Source organism: uncultured Zoogloea sp. (genome assembly GCF_937894855.1).
GTDB classification, from domain to species: domain Bacteria; phylum Pseudomonadota; class Gammaproteobacteria; order Burkholderiales; family Rhodocyclaceae; genus Zoogloea; species Zoogloea oryzae.
Genome location: NZ_CALAYQ010000050.1, coordinates 39,438 through 59,542 on the forward strand (window position 1 = coordinate 39,438; position 20,105 = coordinate 59,542).

Sequence of the window (20,105 nt, forward strand, 5' to 3'; positions counted from 1 at the left end):
GCATCCCTCTTCCGGCGGTCGCACTTTTCTTCCTCCCCGCTCCGTTCCCGTCCTGGCCCATGCCGGGCAGTGCCATTCGGCCGATCGAACGCCGGATGTTCACCTTTTCACAGCTGATCTGCATGGCGGCGTGCCCTTGCGCACCCGGCCGTCGGCGAGACTCTGCTACAGTGCGCAGTCGCTGGCGCAGGCCGGCGTGATGGTCAATCGATCCGCATGAAAAAGACGCTCAAACTCTCTGTTCTGTGGCTCGCGCGTGCGCTGGGCCTGTTCGGTCTCTCCCGTCGCCTCACCCGCTCGAAGCTGCGCATCCTGTGCTACCACGGGGGCAACATCGGTGACGAGCGCCAGTTCAACCCGCTGCTGTTCTGCTCGGCCGAACACCTGGACGCCCGCGTGCGCTGGCTGAAGGAGAAGGGCTTCACCGTGGTGCCGCTGGATGCGGCGGTGGATGGCCTTGCCACGCCCCAGGCCCGCCCGGCGCTGCCGGTGGTGCTGACCTTCGACGACGGCTGGTATTCCACCTACGCGGCGCTGCTGCCGGTGCTCGCCCGCCACGGCGTGCCCTCCACCCTTTACCTGTGCACCCAGTATTTCGAGCGGGGCAATCCGATCCCGCCGGTGGTACTCAACTACATCCTCTGGAAATCCGGCAAGTCCGAGATCGACCTGTCCGGCTTCGGGCCCGGCATCGATGGCCATCACGTGCTAGCCGATCGGCCGGCCACCCGCCGGCTGGTGGAGGCGCTGGTCGAGCAGCTCGAAGCCATCGCCGATCCCGTCGCCAACCGGGCATTCGTCGAACGCTTTGCCGCGGCGGTGGGCGTGAGCGACGCCGAGCTGGATCTGGCCTCGCGCCGCTTCGACTACGTGACCCCCGACGAGCTCGCCCGGATCCCGGGCCTCGGCTGCGCCATCGAGCTCCACGGCCACGTCCATCTTTACCCGGTGGGCGTGCCCCAGCGCCTGAAGGACGACCTCGCCGCCTGCGCGAGCGTGATCCGCGGCCAGGGCCTGCCGGAGCCGCGCCACTACTGCTACCCCAGCGGCGATTACGACCACAACGCCCACGCTGCGCTGCAGGAGATTGGCGACAGATCCGCCACCACCTGCCTTCCGGGCCTGATCGACACCGCGACGGGGCGCGATGTCTCCTACCTGCCGCGCTTCCTGGACGGCGAGCGCATCCACGCGCTGGAGTTCGAGGCCGAGATGAGCGGCTTTTCGGATTTCCTCAAGCGGCTCGCCGGACGCGGCTGAACATCCGCATCGCCCCATCGAACGAAGCCAGGCCCCGCCTGGCTTTTTTTGCGCCTCGTTTCGGCCGGCCGGGCGACGCAAGGGCGCACGGTGCAGCCCGCTTGGGCGCATGATGGTCGACCACGCTTGCGCGAGACTCTGCGTGAGACACGCGCGCGTGTTCCGTGGTGTCTTCTCATGACTGTCTACCACTGGTCGCTGCTGCTCGGCGTCCTCCTCATCAGCATGGTGCTGGCGGGCACGCTGCTCCAGCGGCTGCCCCTCAGCAGCGCGATGATCTATCTGGGCATGGGTTACCTGCTCGGGCCCGGCGGCCTGGGGCTGGTCGAGCCCGACCCCACCCGCTACGCCGACGCGCTGGGCCTGATGGCCGAGATCGCGGTGCTGATTTCCCTGTTTGCCGTTGGCCTCAAGCTGGGTGTGCCGATGTTCGACCGGCGCTGGGTGCTGCCCTGCGTGCTGGCGTTTCCGGCGATGGCGCTCACCGTTGCGCTGATTGCAGTGGTGGGCGTGTGGGGGCTGGGCCTGTCGCCGGGCGAGGCGGTGCTGCTGGGTGGCATTCTGGCGCCGACCGACCCGGTGCTGGCCTCGGGTGTGCAGTCGGAGCCGGGCTCGCGGCCCGACCGGGTGCGCTTCAGCCTGGCCGGGGAGGGCGCGCTCAACGATGGGGCGGCCTTTCCCTTCGTGCTGCTGGGCCTCGGGCTGATGAACCGGCACGAGCTGGGCGAAGGGGGCTGGCGCTGGTTGCTGGTCGATCTGCTGTGGACGACGGCTGGCGGGCTGCTGATCGGGGCGATCCTCGGGGCGCTGATCGGCAAGCTGGTGATCTACCTGCGCACCCGCCACCACAGCGCCGTGGGGCTCGACGAGTTCTTGTGCCTCGGGCTGATCGCCATCTCCTACGGGGTCGCCCAGCTGTGCCTGGCGTCGGGTTTTCTGGTGGTGTTCTCGGCCGGGCTGGCCCTGCATCGGGTGCGGGAGGATCCGCTGCCGGGGTCGGTGTCGCTGGACGCGGCGCCCCAGGCCGCCGCGCACGAGGAGCGGGAGACCCATTCCCACCACGCCAGCGCCGCCATGAGCCACGCGGTGGAGGTCTTCAACCAGCAGCTCGAGAAGCTCGCCGAGCTGGCCATCGTGCTGATCATCGGGGCGATGCTGCCCTACGCGGGGTTCCGCCTGTCGCAGGCGTGGTTCATCCCGCTGCTGTTTGTTGTGCTGCGCCCGTTGGCGGTGCTGGTGGTGACGTTTCGGCGCCGCCTGCCGGGGCACCAGCGGGCCATGCTCGGCTGGTTCGGCATCCGCGGCATCGGCTCGGTGTTCTATCTGATGTTTGCGCTGCGCAGCGGGGTTTCCGGCCCGCTGGCGGATGAGCTGATCTCGATGACGCTGCTCACCGTGGCGGCGTCCATCCTGGTCCACGGCATCTCGGTGCAGCCCATCATGCGGTGGTACGCCCGGCGCAAGGCCCGGGCGGCCTGAGCGGGCTCACCAGCCGAAGCGCCGGCCATACCAGGCCTTCATGGCCTGGATCAGCCCCGCGTAGCCCAGCAGGATCGCCGCCAGCCAGCCAAAGTAGGCGCCGGGCAGGGGCGCGAGCTTGAAGTAGGGCGCCAGCGGCCCCATCACGATGGCGATGCCGGTGAGCACCGTGAACGCCGTCATCGCCGCCAGGGGCAGGGCGGGGCGGCTCTCCACAAAGGGTAGCTTGCGGGTGCGGATCATATGCACCACCAGCGTCTGGGAGAGCAGGCCCTCGACGAACCAGCCGGACTGGAACAGCGTCTGGGCCGCCGGGGTGGTGGCGTGGAAGACGAACCACATCAGCCCGAAGGTGAGCAGATCGAAGATCGAGCTGATCGGCCCGAAGCACAGCATGAAGCGCCCCAGCCCTTCCACGTTCCAGTGCTGGGGCGTGCACAGGGATTCCTCATCCACGTTGTCGAAGGGGATGCCGGTCTGGGAGATGTCGTAGAGCAGGTTCTGCAGCAGAAGGTGCATGGGCAGCATCGGCAGGAAGGGCAGGAAGACGCTCGCCACCAGCACCGAGAACACGTTGCCGAAGTTGGAGCTGGCCGTCATCCGGATGTACTTGAGCATGTTGGCGAAGGTCTTGCGGCCTTCGCGCACGCCGTCGGCCAGCACCATCAGGCTCTTCTCGAGCAGGATGATGTCGGCGGTCTCCTTGGCGATGTCGGCGGCGCTGTCGACCGAGATGCCGATGTCCGCCGCGTGGAGGGCCGGGGCGTCGTTGATGCCGTCGCCCAGAAAGCCCACCACGTGCCCGTTGGCCCGCAGCGCGCGCACCACGCGCTCCTTGTCGAGGGGCGACAGCTTGGCGAAGACGGTGGTCGCTTCCACCGCCTGGGCCAGCGCGGCGTCGTCCATTTCGGCCACCTGGCTGCCCTGCAGGGTGCCGGCAACATCGAGCCCGACCTCCCGGCACACCCGCGCGGTGACGAGCGCGTTGTCGCCGGTGAGCACCTTGGCGGTGATGCCGTTGGCGCGCAGGCTGGCCAGCGCGGGTGCGGCGCTGTCCTTGGGCGGGTCGAGGAAGGCGACGTAGCCGGCGAGGGTGAGGCCGGCCTCGTCGGCCACGCTGCAGCGATCCTGGCCCGGCGGCAGGGGCTTGGTTGCCACGCCCACCACGCGCAGGCCGTCGGCGTTGAGGGTGTCGGTCTGCGTGCGGATGTGGGCGAGCAGTTCGGGCGTCAGGGGCTCGGTGGCATCGCCGCGGCGCACCGCGCTGCAGGCCGCCAGCATCTCCTCGATGGCGCCCTTGCAGATCAGCAGGTGCTGCGGGTCGCCGCCATCCTGCCGGGCCACCACCACCGACATGCGACGGCGCTGGAAGTCGAAGGGGATCTCATCCACCTTGCGGAAATCCCGCGCCGGATCGAGCTTGCCCAGTTCGTCGCTCCCGGCCAGCACGGCCACGTCGAGGAGGTTCTTCAGGCCGGTCTGGTAGTGGCTGTTGAGCCAGGCGTATTGCAGCACCTCGACGGATTTCCGGCCGTCGATGTCGGTGTGGCGCTGCAGGACAATGTGGTCCTGGGTGAGGGTGCCGGTCTTGTCGGTGCACAGCACGTCCATCGCCCCGAAGTTCTGGATCGCATCGAGCCGCTTGACGATCACCTTGCGCCGCGAAAGCAGCACCGCGCCCTTGGCGAGGGTGGAGGTGACCACCATCGGCAGCATCTCCGGCGTGAGACCGATGGCCACCGACATGGCAAACAGTCCTGCCTCCAGCCAGTCGCCCTTGGTGAGGCCGTTGGTGACGAAGACGATGGGCGTCATCACCGCCATGAAGCGGATCAGCAGCCAGCTCACCTTGTTCACGCCGGCCTGGAAGGCGGTGGGGGTCTGCTCGACGGCGGCGACCCGGTCGGCCAGGGTGCCGAAATAAGTCTGGGCGCCGGTGGCGAGCACCACCCCGGTGGCCGAGCCGCTGAGCACGGTGGTGCCCATGAAGGCGAGGCTGTCCATCTCCAGCGGGCTGGTGGCGGTGGCGCGGCGCTGGGTGTCGAACTTCTCGACTGGCAGGGCCTCGCCGGTCATCGCGCCCTGGCCCACGAAGAGATCCCGGGCCGACAGCAGGCGCAGGTCGGCAGGCACCAGATCCCCCGCCGACAGCACCACGATGTCGCCGGGCACCAGCTCGCGGGGGGCGATCTCGACGCAGCGCACGTTGCGCCCTTCCACCTCCACGTGGCGCGTCTCGACCGGGGCGGCGGGGTCATCGGTCTGCCGTCGCAGCACCGTGGCCGTGCTGCTCACCATCGCCTTCAGGGCGTCGGCGGCGCGGCTGGAGCGGCGCTCCTGGACGAAGCGGATCAGCGTGGACAGCATCACCATGCAGCCGATCACTGTGGTCGCCTTCAGATCGCCCGAATACCACGACGCGGCGGCGAGCACCGACAGCAGCAGGTTGAAGGGATCGACGTAGCAATGCCACAGGTGCAGCCAGGCGGGCAGCGGCCTCTCGTGGAGGACCACGTTTTCGCCGGTACGTCGGCGGATGCGGGCTGCCTGCTGGGCGTCCAGCCCGTCCGGGTGGCTGTGCAGGCGGGCGAGCAGCTGATCCGGCGCTTCGGTGGCGGCGGCGGTGAGGGTGCGCGCCAGATCCGGCGGCACCGTCTTGCTGACCGGCGCGTGGCGGAACAGCTCGAAGCTGAAATGGCGCAGGAAGTGCCGGGCGGCGCGGCGCCGCTGCAGGTGCGAGACGAAATGGGCACGCAGGCGCGATGGCTTCATCGGAAGAGCCCTGGTCAAGCCTTGACTCTACGCCGATCAGGCCCGCGCCGCCGTACGCTTGCGCACGTAGCGGGCGGGGGCTATTCGCCCCTGAACACCGGCTTGCGCTTCTCTCGGAAGGCCTGCACGCCCTCGGCGTAATCGCGGCTGTTGTACACCACCCGACGCAGGCCCTGGATGCGCTCGAAGTCCTCCGGCGACATGGTGTGGGCGCCGGCCAGGATGCGCAGCTGCTCCTTCATCACCGCGATGGACAGCGGCGCGTTGGCGGCGATGCGGTGCGCCATGGCGAAGGTGACGGCCTCGAGCTCGGCCTTGTCCACCACCTTGTTGATCACGCCCAGGCTGCACAGGCGCTCCACCGACAGCGGATCGGCCGTGAACAGCATCTCCTTGGCGATGTTGAGCGGCGCGGCGTTGAGGAAGGTGAGCAGGCCGCCCACGTTGTAGGGCACGTTGAGACGGGCCGGCGTGGCGGCGAAGGTGGCGTCGCTGGCCGCCACAATCAGGTCGCAGGCGAACACGGTTTCGCAGGCGCCGCCCCACACGCTGCCTTCGATCATCGCGATCACCGGCGCCGGAAACAGCTCGATCTCGCGGATCAGCTTGCGCATCGGATCACGCCAGGCCAGCGGGTCGAGCCCGGCGGCCGGCAGCTCGTCGATGTCGTGCCCCGCCGACCACACCGTGCTGCCCGGCTTCGCCCGCAGCACCACGCAACGCACCCCCGCCGAGCGGAAGGATTCCAGCGCCGCGGTGAATCCATGGACCATCTCTTCGCAGAAGGCGTTGCGCCTGTGGTCGCGGTCGAGGGTGATGGTGCCGATGTTGTCGGCAATGGCGAGCAGCAGCATGGCAGGGCCTCGTGGTCGAAACGCAGATGATAACCAGCGCGGCCCCGCTTGGCCGGCGTGGCGGTGCAGAGACCGCCAAAAGCAAAAGGCCAGCCCTCATGAGGCTGGCCTAAGTGCTTGATGCGATTGGTGGGCCCAACAGGACTTGAACCTGTGACCAAGCGATTATGAGTCGCCTGCTCTAACCAACTGAGCTATGGGCCCGACGAAACGGGGTGCGGACCGCCGGGGCGGCCCGACGGGTCAGGCTTCGTTGTCGAGGAAGCTGCGCAGGCGCTCCGAGCGGCTCGGGTGACGCAGCTTGCGCAGGGCCTTGGCTTCGATCTGGCGGATGCGTTCGCGGGTCACGTCGAACTGCTTGCCGACTTCTTCCAGGGTGTGGTCGGTGTTCATCTCGATGCCGAAGCGCATGCGCAGCACCTTGGCTTCCCTCGGGGTGAGGGAGTCCAGCACTTCCTTGGTGGCGTCGCGCAGGCTGGAGTACAGCGCCGCTTCGGCCGGGGCCAGGGTGGCGTTGTCTTCGATGAAATCGCCCAGGTGGGAGTCGTCGTCGTCGCCGATGGGGGTTTCCATCGAGATGGGCTCCTTGGAGATCTTGAGGATCTTGCGGATCTTCTCCTCGGGCATTTCCATCTTCTCGGCCAGGGTCTGCGGATCGGGCTCGTTGCCGGTTTCCTGCAGGATCTGGCGGGAGATGCGGTTCATCTTGTTGATCGTCTCGATCATGTGCACCGGGATGCGGATGGTGCGCGCCTGGTCGGCGATCGAGCGGGTGATGGCCTGACGGATCCACCACGTGGCGTACGTGGAGAACTTGTAGCCGCGACGGTATTCGAACTTGTCCACGGCCTTCATCAGGCCGATGTTGCCTTCCTGGATCAGGTCGAGGAACTGCAGGCCACGGTTGGTGTACTTCTTGGCGATGGAAATCACCAGACGCAGGTTGGCCTCGGTCATCTCGCGCTTGGCGCGGCGGGCCTTGGCTTCGCCGGTGGACATCTGCTTGTTGATGTCCTTGAGTTCCTTCAGCGGAATGCCGATGCGGTCTTGGAGGTCGATGAGCTTCTGTTGCTCTTCAAGCACGGCCGGCTGCATGCGCATCAGCACCGGCGCGTTGTTCGGGCCGGCGGCGATCTCGGCCTTCAGCCAGTCGAGGTTGGTCTCGTTGCCCGGGAAGCTCTTGATGAAGTGCGGACGCGGCATGCTGGCCTTGTCGACGCACAGGTGCAGGATTTTGCGCTCATGGGCACGGGCCTGGTCGACCATGTGACGCACGGCGTCGCACAGGCGCTCGGTGGTGCGGGCGGTGAAGCGGATGTTCATCAGCTCGGTGGAGACCTGCTCCTGGAGCTTCAGGTAGTTCTTGTCCTGGTAGCCCTTCTTCTGGAGGGCTGCGGCCATCTTTTCGTAGAGGCTGCGCAGGTTGGCGAAGCGCTCGAGGGCCTCGGCCTTCATCTTGATGAGGGACGCGGACTGGGCACCGCTGGCACCGTCGCCGTCTTCCTCTTCGTCGTCCTCGGCGTCGTCGACCTCGAGATCCTCGGTTTCGGCGAGGGCTTCGATGTCCTCGACGGCGTTCGGATCGATCAGGCCGTCGATGAGCTCGTCGATGCGCATCTCGTCGCGGGAGATCTTGTCGGCGGACTCGAGGATGTCGGCGATGGTGGTCGGGCAGGCGGAGATCGCCTGGATCATGTGCTTGAGGCCTTCCTCGATCCGCTTGGCGATCTCGATTTCGCCTTCGCGGGTGAGGAGCTCCACGGTGCCCATCTCGCGCATGTACATGCGGACGGGGTCGGTGGTGCGGCCGAATTCGGAATCCACGGCGGACAGGGTCTGCTCGGCTTCGGCTTCGGCCTGCTCGTCATCAACGACCGTGGGCGCGACTTCGGACATCAGCAGGTCTTCGGCGGCCGGGGCCACGTCGAACACCTGGATGCCCATGTCGTTGAAGGTGCTGATGATCGACTCGATCTGCTCGGCGTCGACGAGGTCGTCCGGCAGGTGGTCGTTGATCTCGGCGTAGGTCAGGTAGCCCCGTTCCTTGCCGAGGGCGATCAGGGTCTTGAGCCGCGTGCGGCGGACTTCAGCCTCTTCTGCCGAGGGAGCCTCGGCGATCATCGGGGCGAGTTTGTCCTTGACCTTCGCGGCGCGCGGCTTGGCCGGGGCCTTGCGAGGTTGTTTGGGCTTGTCCGTGGTCATGGCGGTCCTCGATTTGTCGTCCGATTGATGGACGGTTGTCTCGGCGGCGCGTTTTGCGCGAAACCGAAAATTATATTACGAATCCGATGCTTTAGGGCGAGGCTTAAGTCTCTGTTTGGCGGAAATCAGTTCCTTGAGGCGCTGTTTTTCGGCTGTGTTCAGGGGGGACTCCCGATCTTTGGCGTTGAGAACGACGATTTCCTTCTCGATCAGATCCGCTTCAAGCTTGTAGAGCGTGTCATTGAAAACGCGTTCAATGGCCGTTTCGTCGATTGTGTTGTCGTCCAGCTGTGCTGCCGCGCGGGACACGGCTGCCGCGTGGGGTGTGTCGCGGTAGTGCTCGGTGAGCGCGGCGACGCCGTGGGTGGGCAGGTCGCCGACGCTCATCGCGTCGACGATGGCGATCAGGGCGAGGCCTTCCGGGGTGTCGCCGGGCAGCAGGTCGATGGGCAGGCGGGCGGCCCACACGGGGTGCTGGACGACCAGCTTGAGGAGCGTCTCGATGGCCGACTGCGGCGCCTGGCGCGGCGGGAGGCGAGGCAGGCCCTGGCGGCGCTTGCCGCGGAATCCGCCGTTTCCCCAGGAGCCATTGTTGCCACCAAAATCGCCCCGGTTGCCGAAGCCGCCACGATCGAAGCCGCCCCGTCCGAAGTCGTCGAAGGGGGGCGGCTCGTCGTTGCGGCGCGGCATGGCCGAGGCGTTCTTGAGGCCGAAGGACTGCTCGATCTCGGCCTGGGTGAAGCCGGCGGTCTCGGCCAGCATCTTGATGACCTGCAGGCGCAGCAGCGGGGCACCGATCCGGGTGACCAGCGGCTTGGCTTCGTGGACGAGCCTGGCGCAGCCTTCGGCGGTGGCGAGATCCACGTCCTTCTTCAGCTCGGCGAGGAGGAATTCGGCCAGGGGCTGGGCGCGGTTCATGGCGGCGCGGAAGGCGTCCGGGCCTTCGGCGCGGACGAAGCTGTCCGGGTCGTGCTCTTCGGGCAGGAACAGGAAGGTGAGGGTCTTGTTGTCGGCCAGGTGTTCGAGACTGACTTCGAGCGCCCGGCCGGCGGCACGGCGGCCGGCGGCGTCGCCGTCGAAGCAGAACACGACGCGGTCGGTGAGGCGCAGGAGCTTCTGGATGTGGTGCGGCGTGGCGGCGGTGCCGAGGGTGGCGACCGCATTGCCTACGCCGAACTGGGCGAGGCCGACCACGTCCATGTAGCCTTCGACGACCAGCACGCATTCCTGGTCGCGGATCGCCTGGCGGGCCTGGACGAGGCCGTAGAGCTCGCGGCCTTTCTCGAAGATCGGGGTCTCGGGCGAGTTGAGATACTTGGGCTCGCCCTTGCCGAGGACGCGGCCGCCGAAGCCGATCACGTTGCCGTGCTGGTCCTGGATCGGGAACATGATGCGGTCGCGGAAGCGGTCGTAGCGGCGGCCTTGCTCATTCTCGAGCACCAGCCCGCATTCGAGCAGGCTGGCGGCGGAATAGTCGGGGAAGGCGGCCTGCAGCGCCTGCCAGCCTTCGGGCGCGTAGCCCAGGCCGTAGCGGGCGGCGATCTCGCCGGTCAGTCCGCGGCCCTTGAGGTAGTCGATGGCGATCGGGCTACGCTTGAGCTGCTCTTTATAGAAGCGCGCGGCCTGGGCCATGAGTTCGGTGAGGGATTGTTCGCGGACGCGGTCGCGGTTGGGCGTGAAGTCATCCTGGGGGACTTCCATCCCGACGTTACTGGCGAGCTCCTTCACCGCGTCGATGAAGCCGAGGCCGCTGTACTCCATCAGGAAGCTGATGGCGCTGCCGTGGGCGCCGCAGCCGAAGCAGTGATAGAACTGCTTGGTGGGGCTTACCGAAAACGACGCGGATTTCTCGCCGTGGAACGGGCAGCAGGCGAAATAGTTCGCACCGCCCTTCTTGAGCGGCAGATAGCGTTCGATCACCTCGACGATGTCGACGCGGGCGAGCAGATCCTGGATGAAGGATTGCGGAATCATGATGGCCAGCCGGCGCCGGCGGCCTGGCCGCTACGGCGCCATCTTCATGAATCCTAGTTGGTGAGGCGGGATTTCACCAGTTTGGAAACCTCGGCCATGTCGGCCTTGCCGGCGAGCTTCGGCTTGAGGACGGCCATCAGCTTGCCCATGTCGGCGGCGCTGGCGGCGCCGGTCGAGGCGATGGCGGCATCCACCTCGGCGGCGATCTGCTCGACGGTGAGGCCGGCGGGCTTGTAGGTGGTGAGCACGTCAATCTCGAAGCGCTCGGCGCTCGCCAGATCAAAGCGCTGGGCGGCCTCGTACTGGGTGACGGAGTCACGACGCTGCTTGAGCATCTTGTCCACCACCGTGATGACCGCGGCGTCATCCAGTTCGATGCGTTCGTCCACTTCCTTTTGCTTGATGGCGGCCAGCAGCAGGCGCAGCGCCGACAGGCGGGCGGTTTCCTTGGCACGCATGGCGGCCTTCATGTCTTCGTTGATCTGGGCTTTGAGGGACACGAAAGAGATTCCTGGCGAAAGGGTGGGCGACGCAGGCCCGACAAGGCAAGGCTGCGGGCTGGCGAACCAAAAGGCAAACGCCACGCGCTCGCGCTGAAGCGCGTATCGCGTGGCGAAGCGGGAAGCGTGTACTCGGGGTGTTGCTTAGTACATCTTCGGGGGCAGGGTCTGGCTGCGCAGGCGCTTGTGGTGGCGCTTGACGGCGGCGGCCAGCTTGCGCTTGCGTTCGGCGGTCGGCTTTTCGTAGAACTCGCGGGAGCGGAGTTCGGGCAGGAGGCCCACTTTTTCAATGGTGCGCTTGAAGCGACGGATGGCTACTTCGAACGGCTCGTTTTCTTTGACGCGAATACCCGGCATTGCGTGCTTCCTCGAAAATTCTTTGGACGGAAAAACGAAGAGTATAACCAAGTCGTTCGGGTCCACCAAGCCCAATTTTCAGTTTTGGGTGTGGCCCAGGGGTCTGGAAGGGTAAAATCGCGTTTTTTCTTCGGGCTGATCCATGCGCGTTCTGGGCATCGAAACCTCCTGCGACGAGACTGGCGTGGCCATCTACGAGACTGGCCGGGGCCTGCTGGGCCATCGTCTCCACTCCCAGATCGACCTGCACGCTGCCTACGGCGGGGTGGTGCCGGAGCTGGCCTCCCGAGACCACATCCGCCGTCTGCCGCTGCTGCTGCGCGAGACGCTGGAAGTCACCGGGCTCACGATGGCTGACATCGACGCGGTGGCCTACACGGCCGGGCCGGGGCTGGCGGGTGCGCTGCTGGTGGGCGCCAGCGTGGCAGAATCCCTCGGCGTGGCGCTGGATGTGCCGGTGCTGCCGGTGCATCACCTGGAGGGGCATCTGCTGTCGCCGCTGCTGTCGGCCACGCCGCCGAGCTTTCCGTTCGTGGCGCTGCTTGTGTCGGGTGGCCATACGCAGCTGATGCGGGTGGCGGGCGTTGGCGATTACACCCTGCTCGGCGAGACGGTGGATGACGCCGCCGGCGAAGCCTTCGACAAGACTGCCAAGCTGATCGGTCTGGGTTATCCGGGTGGCCCGGCGCTGGCAAAGCTGGCCCGGGAGGGCAAGCCGGGGCGCTTCAAGCTGCCGCGGCCGATGCTGCACAGCAAGGATTTCGACTTCAGTTTCAGCGGCCTGAAGACGGCGGTGCTCACCGCTGCGTCGGCGCCGGATTTCGTGCCGGAGGATCGGGCCGATCTGGCGGCGGAATTTCAGGCAGCGGTGGTCGAGGTGCTGGTAGCCAAGTCGATGGCGGCGCTCAAGCACACGGGGCTCAAGCAGCTGGTGGTGGCGGGGGGCGTTGGGGCGAATCTCGCGCTACGGGCCCAGCTCGATGCGGCGGCAGCGAAGCGCAAGGCGCGGGTGTTCTATCCGGAGCTGGAGCTGTGCACCGATAACGGCGCGATGATCGCCTTTGCAGGCGCGCTGCGTTTTGCGGCCGGTGAAACGGTTGAGCCCGCCGCGGGGCGGTTTGCGGTACGGCCGCGCTGGAGTCTGCAGGACATCCGCCCGCCCGTGGTGGTCGGGCAGGCGGATTGAGTGGTGTGGTGGTGGGCCGGCGTTTTAGCCGGCCTTTTTCTTGCTGCCGATGCGGCTTTCCTGGCCGGCAACGAGGCGTTTAATGTTGTCCTTGTGGCGCCACACGAGCAGCGCCGACATCACGGCGATGGCGATGATCCAGTTGGGGCCCAGGTCGAACAGGTAGGCCAGCGCCGGAGCGGCCAGCGCGGCGCACAGGGCTGCGAGGGACGAGTAGCGCAGGGTGAAGGCCACGCCAAGCCATACGCCCAGCACCGCCAGCCCCAGCAGGCCCTTGGCGCCGATCAGCACGCCGGCAGCGGTGGCCACGCCCTTGCCGCCCTTGAAGCCGAGAAACACCGGAAAGAGGTGGCCGAAGAAGGCAGCAAGGCCCGCTGCCGGCGCGGCGATGGCGCCGATCCCGAAGCCCGGCGCAAAGCTGTCGGCCAGCCACACGGCCAGCCAGCCCTTGAAGGCGTCGCCCACCAGGGTGAGGGCGGCGGCGAGCTTGTTGCCGCTGCGCAGGACGTTGGTGGCGCCTGGGTTGCCGGAACCGTAGGAGCGGGGGTCGGCCATGCCGAAAAGCCGGCTGACGACAACCGCGAACGGAATGGAGCCGATCAGGTAGGCCGCGAGGAGCAAAAGGGCGAAATGCATTTTGGCGTGAGTGCTTTTGGAGGCGTACGGGCTAGAATGTGCGCGATTTTAGCTGGGACACACGATGGATTTCATTTTTATCGAAGCGCTGCGGGTCAAGTCGCGGGTGGGCATCTATCCGCGGGAGCAGGTTGCCGATCAGCCGCTCGAACTCAACCTGACTTTTGGCGTGCCGGATGCGGCAGCCGAGCATGACGACATTGCGGACACGATCGATTACGCCAAGGTGATCGAGCGGATTCGCGCCGAACTGGCGGTGCGTCAATTCAATCTGATCGAGACACTGGGGGAATTCATCGTCAAATTGTTATTCGACGAATTTGGCGCCCCGTGGGTGAAGCTGGCGATTGCCAAGATTGGCGTGATGAAGGATGTGCGGCGGGTTGGCGTATTCATCGAACGCGGCCGCAATGGCGCCGAACCTCCGGCTCACGCTCCCACGGCCGGCCTGCCGGGCTGAGCCCGGCAGGGGCGTGGCAATGCGCTGAATCAGGCTTCGGCGCTGGTGGCGCGCAGGTCGTCGAGGGCCTTGCCCTGGGCGAGCCAGTCGATCACCCACTGGGGCTTGCGGCCGTGGCCGGTCCAGCCGATGGCGGCGTTTTCCGGGTGACGGAACTTGATCACCGAGGCGGGCTTGGCGGCCTTCTTGGCGGCGGGCTTGGCTGCAGCCTTCTTGGGCGCGGGGGCGGCCTTTTCGATGGCTTCCTGGCCGCCGATCACGTCGGTGAGGCTCATGCCGTGTTCGGCGGCGAGCTTCTGCATCCGCTTCAGCAGATCCTTCTTGGCCGTGTCGGAACGGCGCCGGATTTCGGTCTCGACTTTGGTCTGGAGACGGCGCAATTCGGCAAGGGAAAGGGTGGAGATATCCATGGCGGTGTTGTCCTTCGGTGTGGCGTTTTGAGTGCGATCAGCGTTTGAGATGAATGTGGCGGCTGGACGACCAATCGCCACGGCAGGCATTTCAATGCCTTTATTCAGGCGCTTATTCTGCCACTTTTATTTGACGATCGGGCAAGTCTTTTTGTTATTCATTCAATCGCCACGGTGACGATGGTTGGCTTGAGTATACGGAGAATGTCGTGGGGATGGACGCCGACGAGAAAGCCTCTTTTGCCGCCATTGATGTAAATCAGCGGCAGGTCGAGGATGCTGCGCTCCATGAATAGAGGCATGGCCTTGCGGGTGCCGAAGGGCGAGGTGCCGCCGACCATGTAGCCCGTGTGGCGCTGGGCGACGGCCGGGTCGCAGGGGCTGATCTGCTTGTGCCCCGCCTGGCGGGCGAGTTCCTTGGTGGAGACCTTGCGGTCGCCGTGCATCAGGATGATCAGCGGCTGGCGGCTTTCGTTTTCCATCACCAGGGTTTTGACGACCGCGTGTTCGGCGACATTCAATTCCCGGGACGAGACTTTCGTTCCGCCGTGATTCTCATACGCATAGAGGTGGGTGGAGAAGGGAATCTGGTGCTGCCGCAGGAAGCGGGTGGCCGGCGTTTCCGGCGCGTGCTGGTCGGGACGGGACATGATGGCGATTGGTTGAATGTGAATTTCTGATGAAACGGCGGGCGATGATCCGGCGTATTGCCGGAATTCAGATCGCGCCTTCGTGGCGCAATAACCAGCGTTTTGTGTCTATTAGGTGGCCATGATTCTCGTGGGCGAATCCGCCCACGCCGGCGGCCGCGACGACCCGGTGACACGGAATGACGAGCGGAAAGGGATTGTCGCCACAGGCCTGGCCGACGGCCCGGGCGATGCTGCCGGCGTCGCGGGCGAGTTCGCCGTAGCTGCGGGTGGCGCCCCGGGGAATCGCGGCGATGGCGGCCCAGATGCGGCGCCGGAAAGGCGTTCCACGGCCGGCCAGCGGGAGATCAAAGGGGAAATCCGGGTCCGACAGATAATTGGCCAGCTGCCCGATGGCCTTTTCGGCGAGCCGATTGGCCGGGGAAATCTCCGGCTGGCCTGGCGGCAGGAATTCGATTGTCTGGATCAATTGATCGTCGCTGAGGACGCCGACCGCGCCGAATGGCGCTGACATCACCGCGGAAAAAGCCGGAATGGCGGAAGGCGGCCGATCGGTGGCGGTAGGATTGAACAAGGGGGCCATGCCGGGATTCTGCGCCTGCGGCACGGCCCGGGCAAGGTGCTCAGCCTTTGCCGAGCAGGGCGTTTTTCAGGTCGGCATCGACGGGTTTGTCGCCCAGCCAGATACGCAGCAGGGCGCGATAGAAGTCTTCGCCGGGAATGTCCTTGCCGCGGGCGTCATTGCCAACCGAGAGGCGGGTGCCACTGGCGGGCAGCCATTCGAGGCGGATCTGGGTGCCGGCGGGGGCGGCCTTGATGGCCAGCAGGGCGTTGCGGAACTCGTCGCTGCGGGCCTGGAGCTTGGCGAACTCGGCTTCGCTGTGATTCTTCTTGAGGCCCTCGACGAGGGCGTCGGCGAATTGTTCGGCGGTGAGGTCGCGCAGGGTGACGATCTGGATGCGCTTGGGGCCGGCCAGGGTGGCGATGGTGTCGGGCGTGTCGGCGCGGCGGGGCAGGTAGAGGCCCATCGCGTACACCTTGAGCATGAAGCGGGTGCGCAGGCCGGCGCCGTTGAGGGCGAGGTCGCTGCCGGCGACGGTGCTCCGGTCGTCAAAGCGCACGCCGGCGACGTCGGCTGAATGGGCCGGCAGGGCGGCGAAGAGGGCGGTGGTGAGGCTGGCTGCGACGAATGCGCGGCGAAGGATGGGGTGCATGGCTGTCTCCTCGGTTTTGATGGGCAAACGCCCGTTCATCGAGTTTCTACTCGATTTCGAACGGGCGTTTGAATCTTAACCGGAAGACTTCCGGCAGGGAAAGCGCGATGTGCGTCGGGCGGGTGTCAGGCGCGCACGTCGCCGTTGCCGAAGACGATCCATTTCTGGCTGGTGAGGCCTTCGAGGCCCACCGGGCCGCGGGCGTGGATCTTGTCGGTGGAGATGCCGATCTCGGCGCCAAGGCCGTATTCGAAGCCGTCGGCGAAGCGCGTCGAGGCGTTGATCATCACCGACGCGGAGTCGACCTCGCGCAGGAAGCGCATCGCCCGGGTGTAGTCCTCGGTGACGATGGATTCGGTGTGCTGGGACGAGCAGCTGTTGATGTGCTCGATCGCTTCGTCGAGGCCGGCGACGACCTTGATGGCGATGATCGGGGCGAGGAATTCCTCGGTCCAGTCGGATTCGACGGCGGCCTTGAGCTGGGCTTCGGGAATGCCGGCTTCGCGCAGGATGGCCAGCGACGCCGGGCAGGCGCGCAGCTCGACACCCTTGCCGGCCAGCATCGCGCCGATGGCGGGCAGCTGGGCTTTGGCGATGGCGGTATCCACCAGCAGGGATTCGGTGGTGTTGCAGGTGCCGTAGCGCTGGGTCTTGGAGTTTTCGACGATGGCGAGGGCCTTGGCCGGGTCGGCGCGTTCGTCCACGTACACGTGGCAGTTGCCGTCCAGGTGCTTGATGACGGGCACGCGGGCGTCGTTGGAGATGCGCTCGATGAGGCCTTTGCCACCGCGGGGGACGATCACGTCCACGAACTGGGGCATGGTGATGAGCTCGCCGACAGCGGCACGGTCGGTGGTCTCGACCACCTGGATCGACATCTCGGGCAGGCCGGCGGCGGCCAGGCCGGCGCGCACGCAGGCGGCGATGGCCTGGTTGGAGTGCAGGGCTTCCTTGCCGCCGCGCAGGATGGCGGCGTTGCCGGACTTGAGGCACAGGGCGGCGGCGTCGGCCGTCACGTTGGGGCGGGCTTCGTAGATGATGCCGATGACGCCCAGCGGCACGCGCATCTTGCCGACGGTGATGCCCGACGGGCGGCGCTTGAGGTCGGTCATCTCGCCGACCGGATCGGGCAGGGCGGCGACTTGCTCGAGGCCGAGGGCCATCGATTCGATGCCTTTTTCGGACAGCGCGAGGCGGTCGATCATCGCCGGCTCGAGGCCATTGGCGCGGGCTTCGGCCAGATCCTGAGCGTTGGCGTCGAGGAGCTGCGCCTTGCGGGCGCGGATCTCGGTGGCCATGGCCAGGAGAGCCTTGTTCTTGGCCTCGGTGGAGGCGGCGGCGACAGCGCGGCTGGCGGCGCGGGCCTGACGGCCGACGGTCTGCATGTAGGTCTTGATGTCCATCTTTTCTCGCTTTGAATCGATTGCCGGCGGGTCAGCGTCGTGCCGGCGTGGCGCCGCGGGTGAGGCGCAGGCACAGCTGGAGGAATTCGTCCCACACGTCGCCGCCGACCAGACCCTTGATCATCCGGTCAATCCGGGCAGCGTGCAAGATGGCTGTGCGCAGGGGGGCGCCGTCGAGGCGGGGCAGGGCGCGCTGGATGGCCTGGCGGCGCCGGTCGTCGAAGATCCGTTCGGCCTTCATCAGGCCCTGCAGGGGCTGGCCTTCGTCGAGACCCTGGCGCAGGTTGGCGAGGGTGCGGATCTCGTTGGCGAGCGCCCACAGGATGAGCGGCGGGGCCTCGCCTTCGCCCTTGAGGCCTTCGAGGAGGCGCGCGCAGCGGGCCGCGTCGCCTTCGAGCATGGCCTGGCGCAGGGAATCGACGTTGTAGCGGGCGACGTTGAGGATGGCCTCGCGCACTGCATCGAAAGAGAGCTCGCCCGGCGGGTGGAGCAGGCCGAGCTTGAGGATTTCCTGGTGGGCGGCGAGGAGGTTGCCTTCCACGTGGTCGGCGATGAAGGCGAGGGCCTCGGGGCCGGCCTTCTGCTGCTGGCGGGCGAGGCGCTGGGCGATCCAGTCGGGCAGTCGGTCGCGCTCCGGCGCGTTGGTCTCGATGGCCACGCCGGCTTCGCAGAGCGCGACAAACCACGCGGCCTTGCGGGTTGCCCAGTCGAGCTCGGGCAGGGTGATGAGGGTGACGATGCCGTCGTCGAGGGTCTTGGCGTAGCGCTGCAGGGCTTCGCCGCCATCCCGGCCGGGCTTGCCGTTGGGGATGCGCAGATCGACGAGCTTGCTGGCGCCGAACAGGGACAGATTGCCGGCGGCGGACTGCAGCTCCGTCCATTTGAAGCCCTGGCCGGCGACCAGCACCTCGCGCTCGGCGTAGCCCTGTTTGCGGGCGGCGGCGCGGATGGCGTCGCCGGCCTCGAGGACCAGCAGCGGCTCGTTACCGTGCAGGACGTAGAGCGGGGCGAGGGGCTTGTCGAGGTGCGCGGCGAGTTGCTCGGGGCGCAGGTTCACGGCTTGGCTGCGGGCGCCGGGGCAGGCGCGGCGGCAGGCGGCGCTTCCGGCATCTTGGCGGCGGCGAGGCGACGCATCAGCTGCTGGACGAGGTCGTTCTGCATGTCGCGGTAGAGCAGGGTTTCTTCCTGCTGCTTGGCGAGGAGCTGGGTGTCGTCGAAGGCCAGGTCGCGGCGCAGGAAGATCTCGCTGGAGGGCATGATCTCCTGACCGTTCTTGCCGACCAGCCGAAAGATGAAGCGCTGGCGCAGCTGGTATTCGCGGACGCGGCCCTGGGTGTTGAGGGCGAGGATCACCTTGTCCTTGACGTCGGCCTGAACCTCGAGACGCACCTGGGCGTCTTCGGCCTTGTCGGTGACGATGGTGTTGCCGTTGGCCCGGATCTGGCGCCGGATCGCGGCGGCCAGCTCCGAGTACTGGTACATGTTCAGGTAGATCGAGTCGAAGGGCAGCGGGCGGGCGCCGCGCAGCTGGAAGCCGCAGCCTGCGAGGAGCGTGGCGCCACCGAGGGCGAGCAGGGCCCGGCGGCGGCCGGCGGAGTGGGGCGCGTTCATTTGGCTTGGTTCTCTCTCAGGCGTCGGCGTTCCTGCTCGTAGGCATCAAAGCTGGGCGGCGGAGGTTCGCGGTTGATGTCGCGGCCGGGCTCGTACTGCCGGCGGGCGTTTTCGTTGGCGAGGCTCTGGTACCACGTACGGTCGCCAGGGGTGCTGGCGCACCCGGTGGCGAGCAGGACGAGCAGCAGGCAGGCTTGGATGCGCATCACGCGAAACCTCCGTTCGATCAGCCGACGATGTTGACGAGACGGCCGGGCACGACGATGACCTTCTTCGCCGGGCGGCCTTCCAGGAACTTTACCGCGGCCTCGTTGGCGAGGGCGGCGGCTTCGATGACGTCCTTCGGTGCGTCGGCGGCCACGCGGACCGAGCCGCGCAGCTTGCCGTTCACCTGGAGCATCAGCTCGACCTCGTCCTGAACCAGCGCGGCCTCCAGGGGCTCGGGCCAGGCAGCGGCCAGGATGTCGTCGCCGTAACCCAGCTGGGCCCACAGGGCGTGGCTGATGTGCGGGGTGAGCGGCGAGAGCACGCGCAGCAGGATGCCGAAAGCCTCTTCGATGAACTGACTGTAATAGTTGAGGTATGCGCCGTTGGGGCCCGCCTCACCATCCATCGAGAGCCGATCGATCGTGTTCAGCATTTTCATCGTGGCTGATGCAACGGTGTTGAACTGCTGCTTGCTCAAATCGTAGTTTGCTTGCTTGAGCAGCAAGTGCATTTCACGCCTTGCTGCTTTGATTGCCTTCGGCGCATCTTCAAGTTGAACTTGTAATGCCAAGTTGTGCTTCCGCGCGAAAGCGATTGCATCGCTCTTGGCTGCTGCGAGGGACCACACCCGCTTGAGGAAGCGGTAGGCGCCTTCGACGCCGGCGTCGGACCATTCGAGGGTCTGCTCGGGCGGCGCGGCGAACATCATGAAGAAGCGCGCGGTGTCGGCGCCGTACTGCTCGATCAGGGCCTGCGGGTCCACGCCGTTGTTCTTCGACTTGGACATGGTGGTGAGCTCGTGCTCGAGCACCGTGCCATCCTTCTTGAGCGTCGCGCCGGTGATCTGGCCCTTGGCATCCTTCTGGATGTCGATCTCGCTTTCCCAGAAGTAGTTCTTGCCGCCGCCTTCGGGTTTGTGGAAGAAGGCGT

At 66.6% G+C, this 20,105-nt stretch carries 20 protein-coding genes and 1 tRNA gene; 4 read left to right on the forward strand and 17 right to left on the reverse strand.

Annotated features, from left to right (window positions below):
• Positions 1-216: 216 nt before the first annotated feature.
• Both Q0672_RS07080 and Q0672_RS07085 read left to right on the forward strand, forming a co-directional pair.
• Complete coding sequence (locus tag Q0672_RS07080) at positions 217-1,260, forward strand: polysaccharide deacetylase family protein (RefSeq protein WP_298621120.1); 1,044 nt, start codon at positions 217-219, stop codon at positions 1,258-1,260.
• Between the two features lie 177 nt (positions 1,261-1,437).
• Complete coding sequence (locus Q0672_RS07085) at positions 1,438-2,739, forward strand: sodium:proton antiporter (protein ID WP_298621122.1); 1,302 nt, start codon at positions 1,438-1,440, stop codon at positions 2,737-2,739.
• A 6-nt stretch (positions 2,740-2,745) separates the two neighbouring features.
• Here the strand turns inward: Q0672_RS07085 and mgtA are convergent, their stop codons facing one another.
• From mgtA to rpsU, 7 genes are all read right to left on the reverse strand, one after another.
• Positions 2,746-5,511, reverse strand: coding sequence for a magnesium-translocating P-type ATPase (mgtA, locus tag Q0672_RS07090; RefSeq protein WP_298621124.1), 2,766 nt, complete (start codon positions 5,509-5,511; stop codon positions 2,746-2,748).
• Positions 5,512-5,591: 80 nt separating this feature from the next.
• Entirely contained in the window at positions 5,592-6,365 is a 774-nt protein-coding gene (scpB, locus tag Q0672_RS07095; RefSeq protein WP_298621126.1) for a methylmalonyl-CoA decarboxylase, read from the reverse strand.
• Positions 6,366-6,492: 127 nt separating this feature from the next.
• A tRNA-Ile gene (locus tag Q0672_RS07100) sits at positions 6,493-6,569 on the reverse strand.
• A gap of 39 nt (positions 6,570-6,608) precedes the next feature.
• On the reverse strand, positions 6,609-8,567 hold the full coding sequence (rpoD, locus tag Q0672_RS07105) for an RNA polymerase sigma factor RpoD (protein ID WP_153162400.1): 1,959 nt from the start codon (positions 8,565-8,567) through the stop codon (positions 6,609-6,611).
• 75 nt (positions 8,568-8,642) lie between these two features.
• Positions 8,643-10,541 (reverse strand): DNA primase, encoded by a 1,899-nt coding sequence (dnaG, locus tag Q0672_RS07110; protein WP_298621129.1) that lies wholly within the window; start codon positions 10,539-10,541, stop codon positions 8,643-8,645.
• 53 nt (positions 10,542-10,594) lie between these two features.
• Positions 10,595-11,041 carry a GatB/YqeY domain-containing protein gene (locus tag Q0672_RS07115; RefSeq protein WP_298621130.1) on the reverse strand — a complete coding sequence of 149 codons (447 nt, stop codon included), beginning with the start codon at positions 11,039-11,041 and terminating at the stop codon, positions 10,595-10,597.
• Positions 11,042-11,185: 144 nt separating this feature from the next.
• Positions 11,186-11,398 (reverse strand): 30S ribosomal protein S21, encoded by a 213-nt coding sequence (gene rpsU, locus Q0672_RS07120; protein WP_079432811.1) that lies wholly within the window; start codon positions 11,396-11,398, stop codon positions 11,186-11,188.
• 142 nt (positions 11,399-11,540) lie between these two features.
• Here rpsU and tsaD point away from each other — a divergent pair, with 142 nt between their 5' ends.
• Positions 11,541-12,584 (forward strand): tRNA (adenosine(37)-N6)-threonylcarbamoyltransferase complex transferase subunit TsaD, encoded by a 1,044-nt coding sequence (gene tsaD, locus Q0672_RS07125; RefSeq protein ID WP_298621133.1) that lies wholly within the window; start codon positions 11,541-11,543, stop codon positions 12,582-12,584.
• A gap of 24 nt (positions 12,585-12,608) precedes the next feature.
• On the opposite strand, the gene plsY is transcribed toward tsaD, so the two are convergent.
• A complete protein-coding gene (plsY, locus tag Q0672_RS07130) occupies positions 12,609-13,220 on the reverse strand; it encodes a glycerol-3-phosphate 1-O-acyltransferase PlsY (RefSeq protein WP_298621135.1) in 612 nt (203 codons plus the stop codon).
• 64 nt (positions 13,221-13,284) lie between these two features.
• On the opposite strand from plsY, the gene Q0672_RS07135 reads away from it, so the two are divergent.
• A complete protein-coding gene (locus Q0672_RS07135; RefSeq protein WP_153162395.1) occupies positions 13,285-13,680 on the forward strand; it encodes a dihydroneopterin aldolase in 396 nt (131 codons plus the stop codon).
• Between the two features lie 29 nt (positions 13,681-13,709).
• Here Q0672_RS07135 and Q0672_RS07140 read toward each other — a convergent pair whose 3' ends face one another.
• The 9 genes from Q0672_RS07140 to Q0672_RS07180 all read right to left on the reverse strand — a co-directional run.
• Entirely contained in the window at positions 13,710-14,090 is a 381-nt protein-coding gene (locus Q0672_RS07140) for an H-NS histone family protein (protein ID WP_298621137.1), read from the reverse strand.
• 158 nt (positions 14,091-14,248) lie between these two features.
• Positions 14,249-14,740, reverse strand: coding sequence for a Cys-tRNA(Pro) deacylase (gene ybaK / locus Q0672_RS07145; protein WP_298621140.1), 492 nt, complete (start codon positions 14,738-14,740; stop codon positions 14,249-14,251).
• 67 nt (positions 14,741-14,807) lie between these two features.
• Positions 14,808-15,347, reverse strand: a complete 540-nt coding sequence (locus Q0672_RS07150; RefSeq protein WP_367179945.1) for a methylated-DNA--[protein]-cysteine S-methyltransferase — start codon at positions 15,345-15,347, stop codon at positions 14,808-14,810.
• A 16-nt stretch (positions 15,348-15,363) separates the two neighbouring features.
• On the reverse strand, positions 15,364-15,954 hold the full coding sequence (locus Q0672_RS07155) for a chalcone isomerase family protein (protein WP_298621142.1): 591 nt from the start codon (positions 15,952-15,954) through the stop codon (positions 15,364-15,366).
• 125 nt (positions 15,955-16,079) lie between these two features.
• The gene (locus tag Q0672_RS07160) at positions 16,080-17,357 is read right to left on the reverse strand and encodes a glutamate-5-semialdehyde dehydrogenase (protein WP_298621144.1); all 1,278 of its coding nucleotides are present in this window, start codon (positions 17,355-17,357) and stop codon (positions 16,080-16,082) included.
• Between the two features lie 31 nt (positions 17,358-17,388).
• Entirely contained in the window at positions 17,389-18,414 is a 1,026-nt protein-coding gene (holA, locus tag Q0672_RS07165) for a DNA polymerase III subunit delta (RefSeq protein WP_153162390.1), read from the reverse strand.
• The gene (lptE, locus tag Q0672_RS07170) at positions 18,411-18,968 is read right to left on the reverse strand and encodes an LPS assembly lipoprotein LptE (RefSeq protein ID WP_153162389.1); all 558 of its coding nucleotides are present in this window, start codon (positions 18,966-18,968) and stop codon (positions 18,411-18,413) included. The genes holA and lptE overlap by 4 nt, the downstream gene beginning before the upstream one ends.
• A complete protein-coding gene (locus Q0672_RS07175) occupies positions 18,965-19,177 on the reverse strand; it encodes a hypothetical protein (protein ID WP_153162388.1) in 213 nt (70 codons plus the stop codon). The genes lptE and Q0672_RS07175 overlap by 4 nt, the downstream gene beginning before the upstream one ends.
• Before the next feature lie 17 nt (positions 19,178-19,194).
• On the reverse strand, positions 19,195-20,105 hold a 911-nt coding region (locus Q0672_RS07180; protein ID WP_298621150.1), incomplete at its 5' end, for a class I tRNA ligase family protein.

Bases quoted from the DNA above. Each gene is read 5' to 3' on its own strand.
- Q0672_RS07080 (WP_298621120.1), top strand. From the start codon at position 217: ATGAAAAAGACGCTCAAACTCTCTGTTCTGTGGCTCGCGCGTGCGCTG.
- Q0672_RS07085 (WP_298621122.1), top strand. From the start codon at position 1,438: ATGACTGTCTACCACTGGTCGCTGCTGCTCGGCGTCCTCCTCATCAGC.
- mgtA (WP_298621124.1), bottom strand. From the start codon at position 5,511: ATGAAGCCATCGCGCCTGCGTGCCCATTTCGTCTCGCACCTGCAGCGG.
- scpB (WP_298621126.1), bottom strand. From the start codon at position 6,365: ATGCTGCTGCTCGCCATTGCCGACAACATCGGCACCATCACCCTCGAC.
- rpoD (WP_153162400.1), bottom strand. From the start codon at position 8,567: ATGACCACGGACAAGCCCAAACAACCTCGCAAGGCCCCGGCCAAGCCG.
- dnaG (WP_298621129.1), bottom strand. From the start codon at position 10,541: ATGATTCCGCAATCCTTCATCCAGGATCTGCTCGCCCGCGTCGACATC.
- rpsU (WP_079432811.1), bottom strand. From the start codon at position 11,398: ATGCCGGGTATTCGCGTCAAAGAAAACGAGCCGTTCGAAGTAGCCATC.
- tsaD (WP_298621133.1), top strand. From the start codon at position 11,541: ATGCGCGTTCTGGGCATCGAAACCTCCTGCGACGAGACTGGCGTGGCC.
- plsY (WP_298621135.1), bottom strand. From the start codon at position 13,220: ATGCATTTCGCCCTTTTGCTCCTCGCGGCCTACCTGATCGGCTCCATT.
- Q0672_RS07135 (WP_153162395.1), top strand. From the start codon at position 13,285: ATGGATTTCATTTTTATCGAAGCGCTGCGGGTCAAGTCGCGGGTGGGC.
- Q0672_RS07140 (WP_298621137.1), bottom strand. From the start codon at position 14,090: ATGGATATCTCCACCCTTTCCCTTGCCGAATTGCGCCGTCTCCAGACC.
- ybaK (WP_298621140.1), bottom strand. From the start codon at position 14,740: ATGTCCCGTCCCGACCAGCACGCGCCGGAAACGCCGGCCACCCGCTTC.
- Q0672_RS07155 (WP_298621142.1), bottom strand. From the start codon at position 15,954: ATGCACCCCATCCTTCGCCGCGCATTCGTCGCAGCCAGCCTCACCACC.
- Q0672_RS07160 (WP_298621144.1), bottom strand. From the start codon at position 17,357: ATGGACATCAAGACCTACATGCAGACCGTCGGCCGTCAGGCCCGCGCC.
- lptE (WP_153162389.1), bottom strand. From the start codon at position 18,968: ATGAACGCGCCCCACTCCGCCGGCCGCCGCCGGGCCCTGCTCGCCCTC.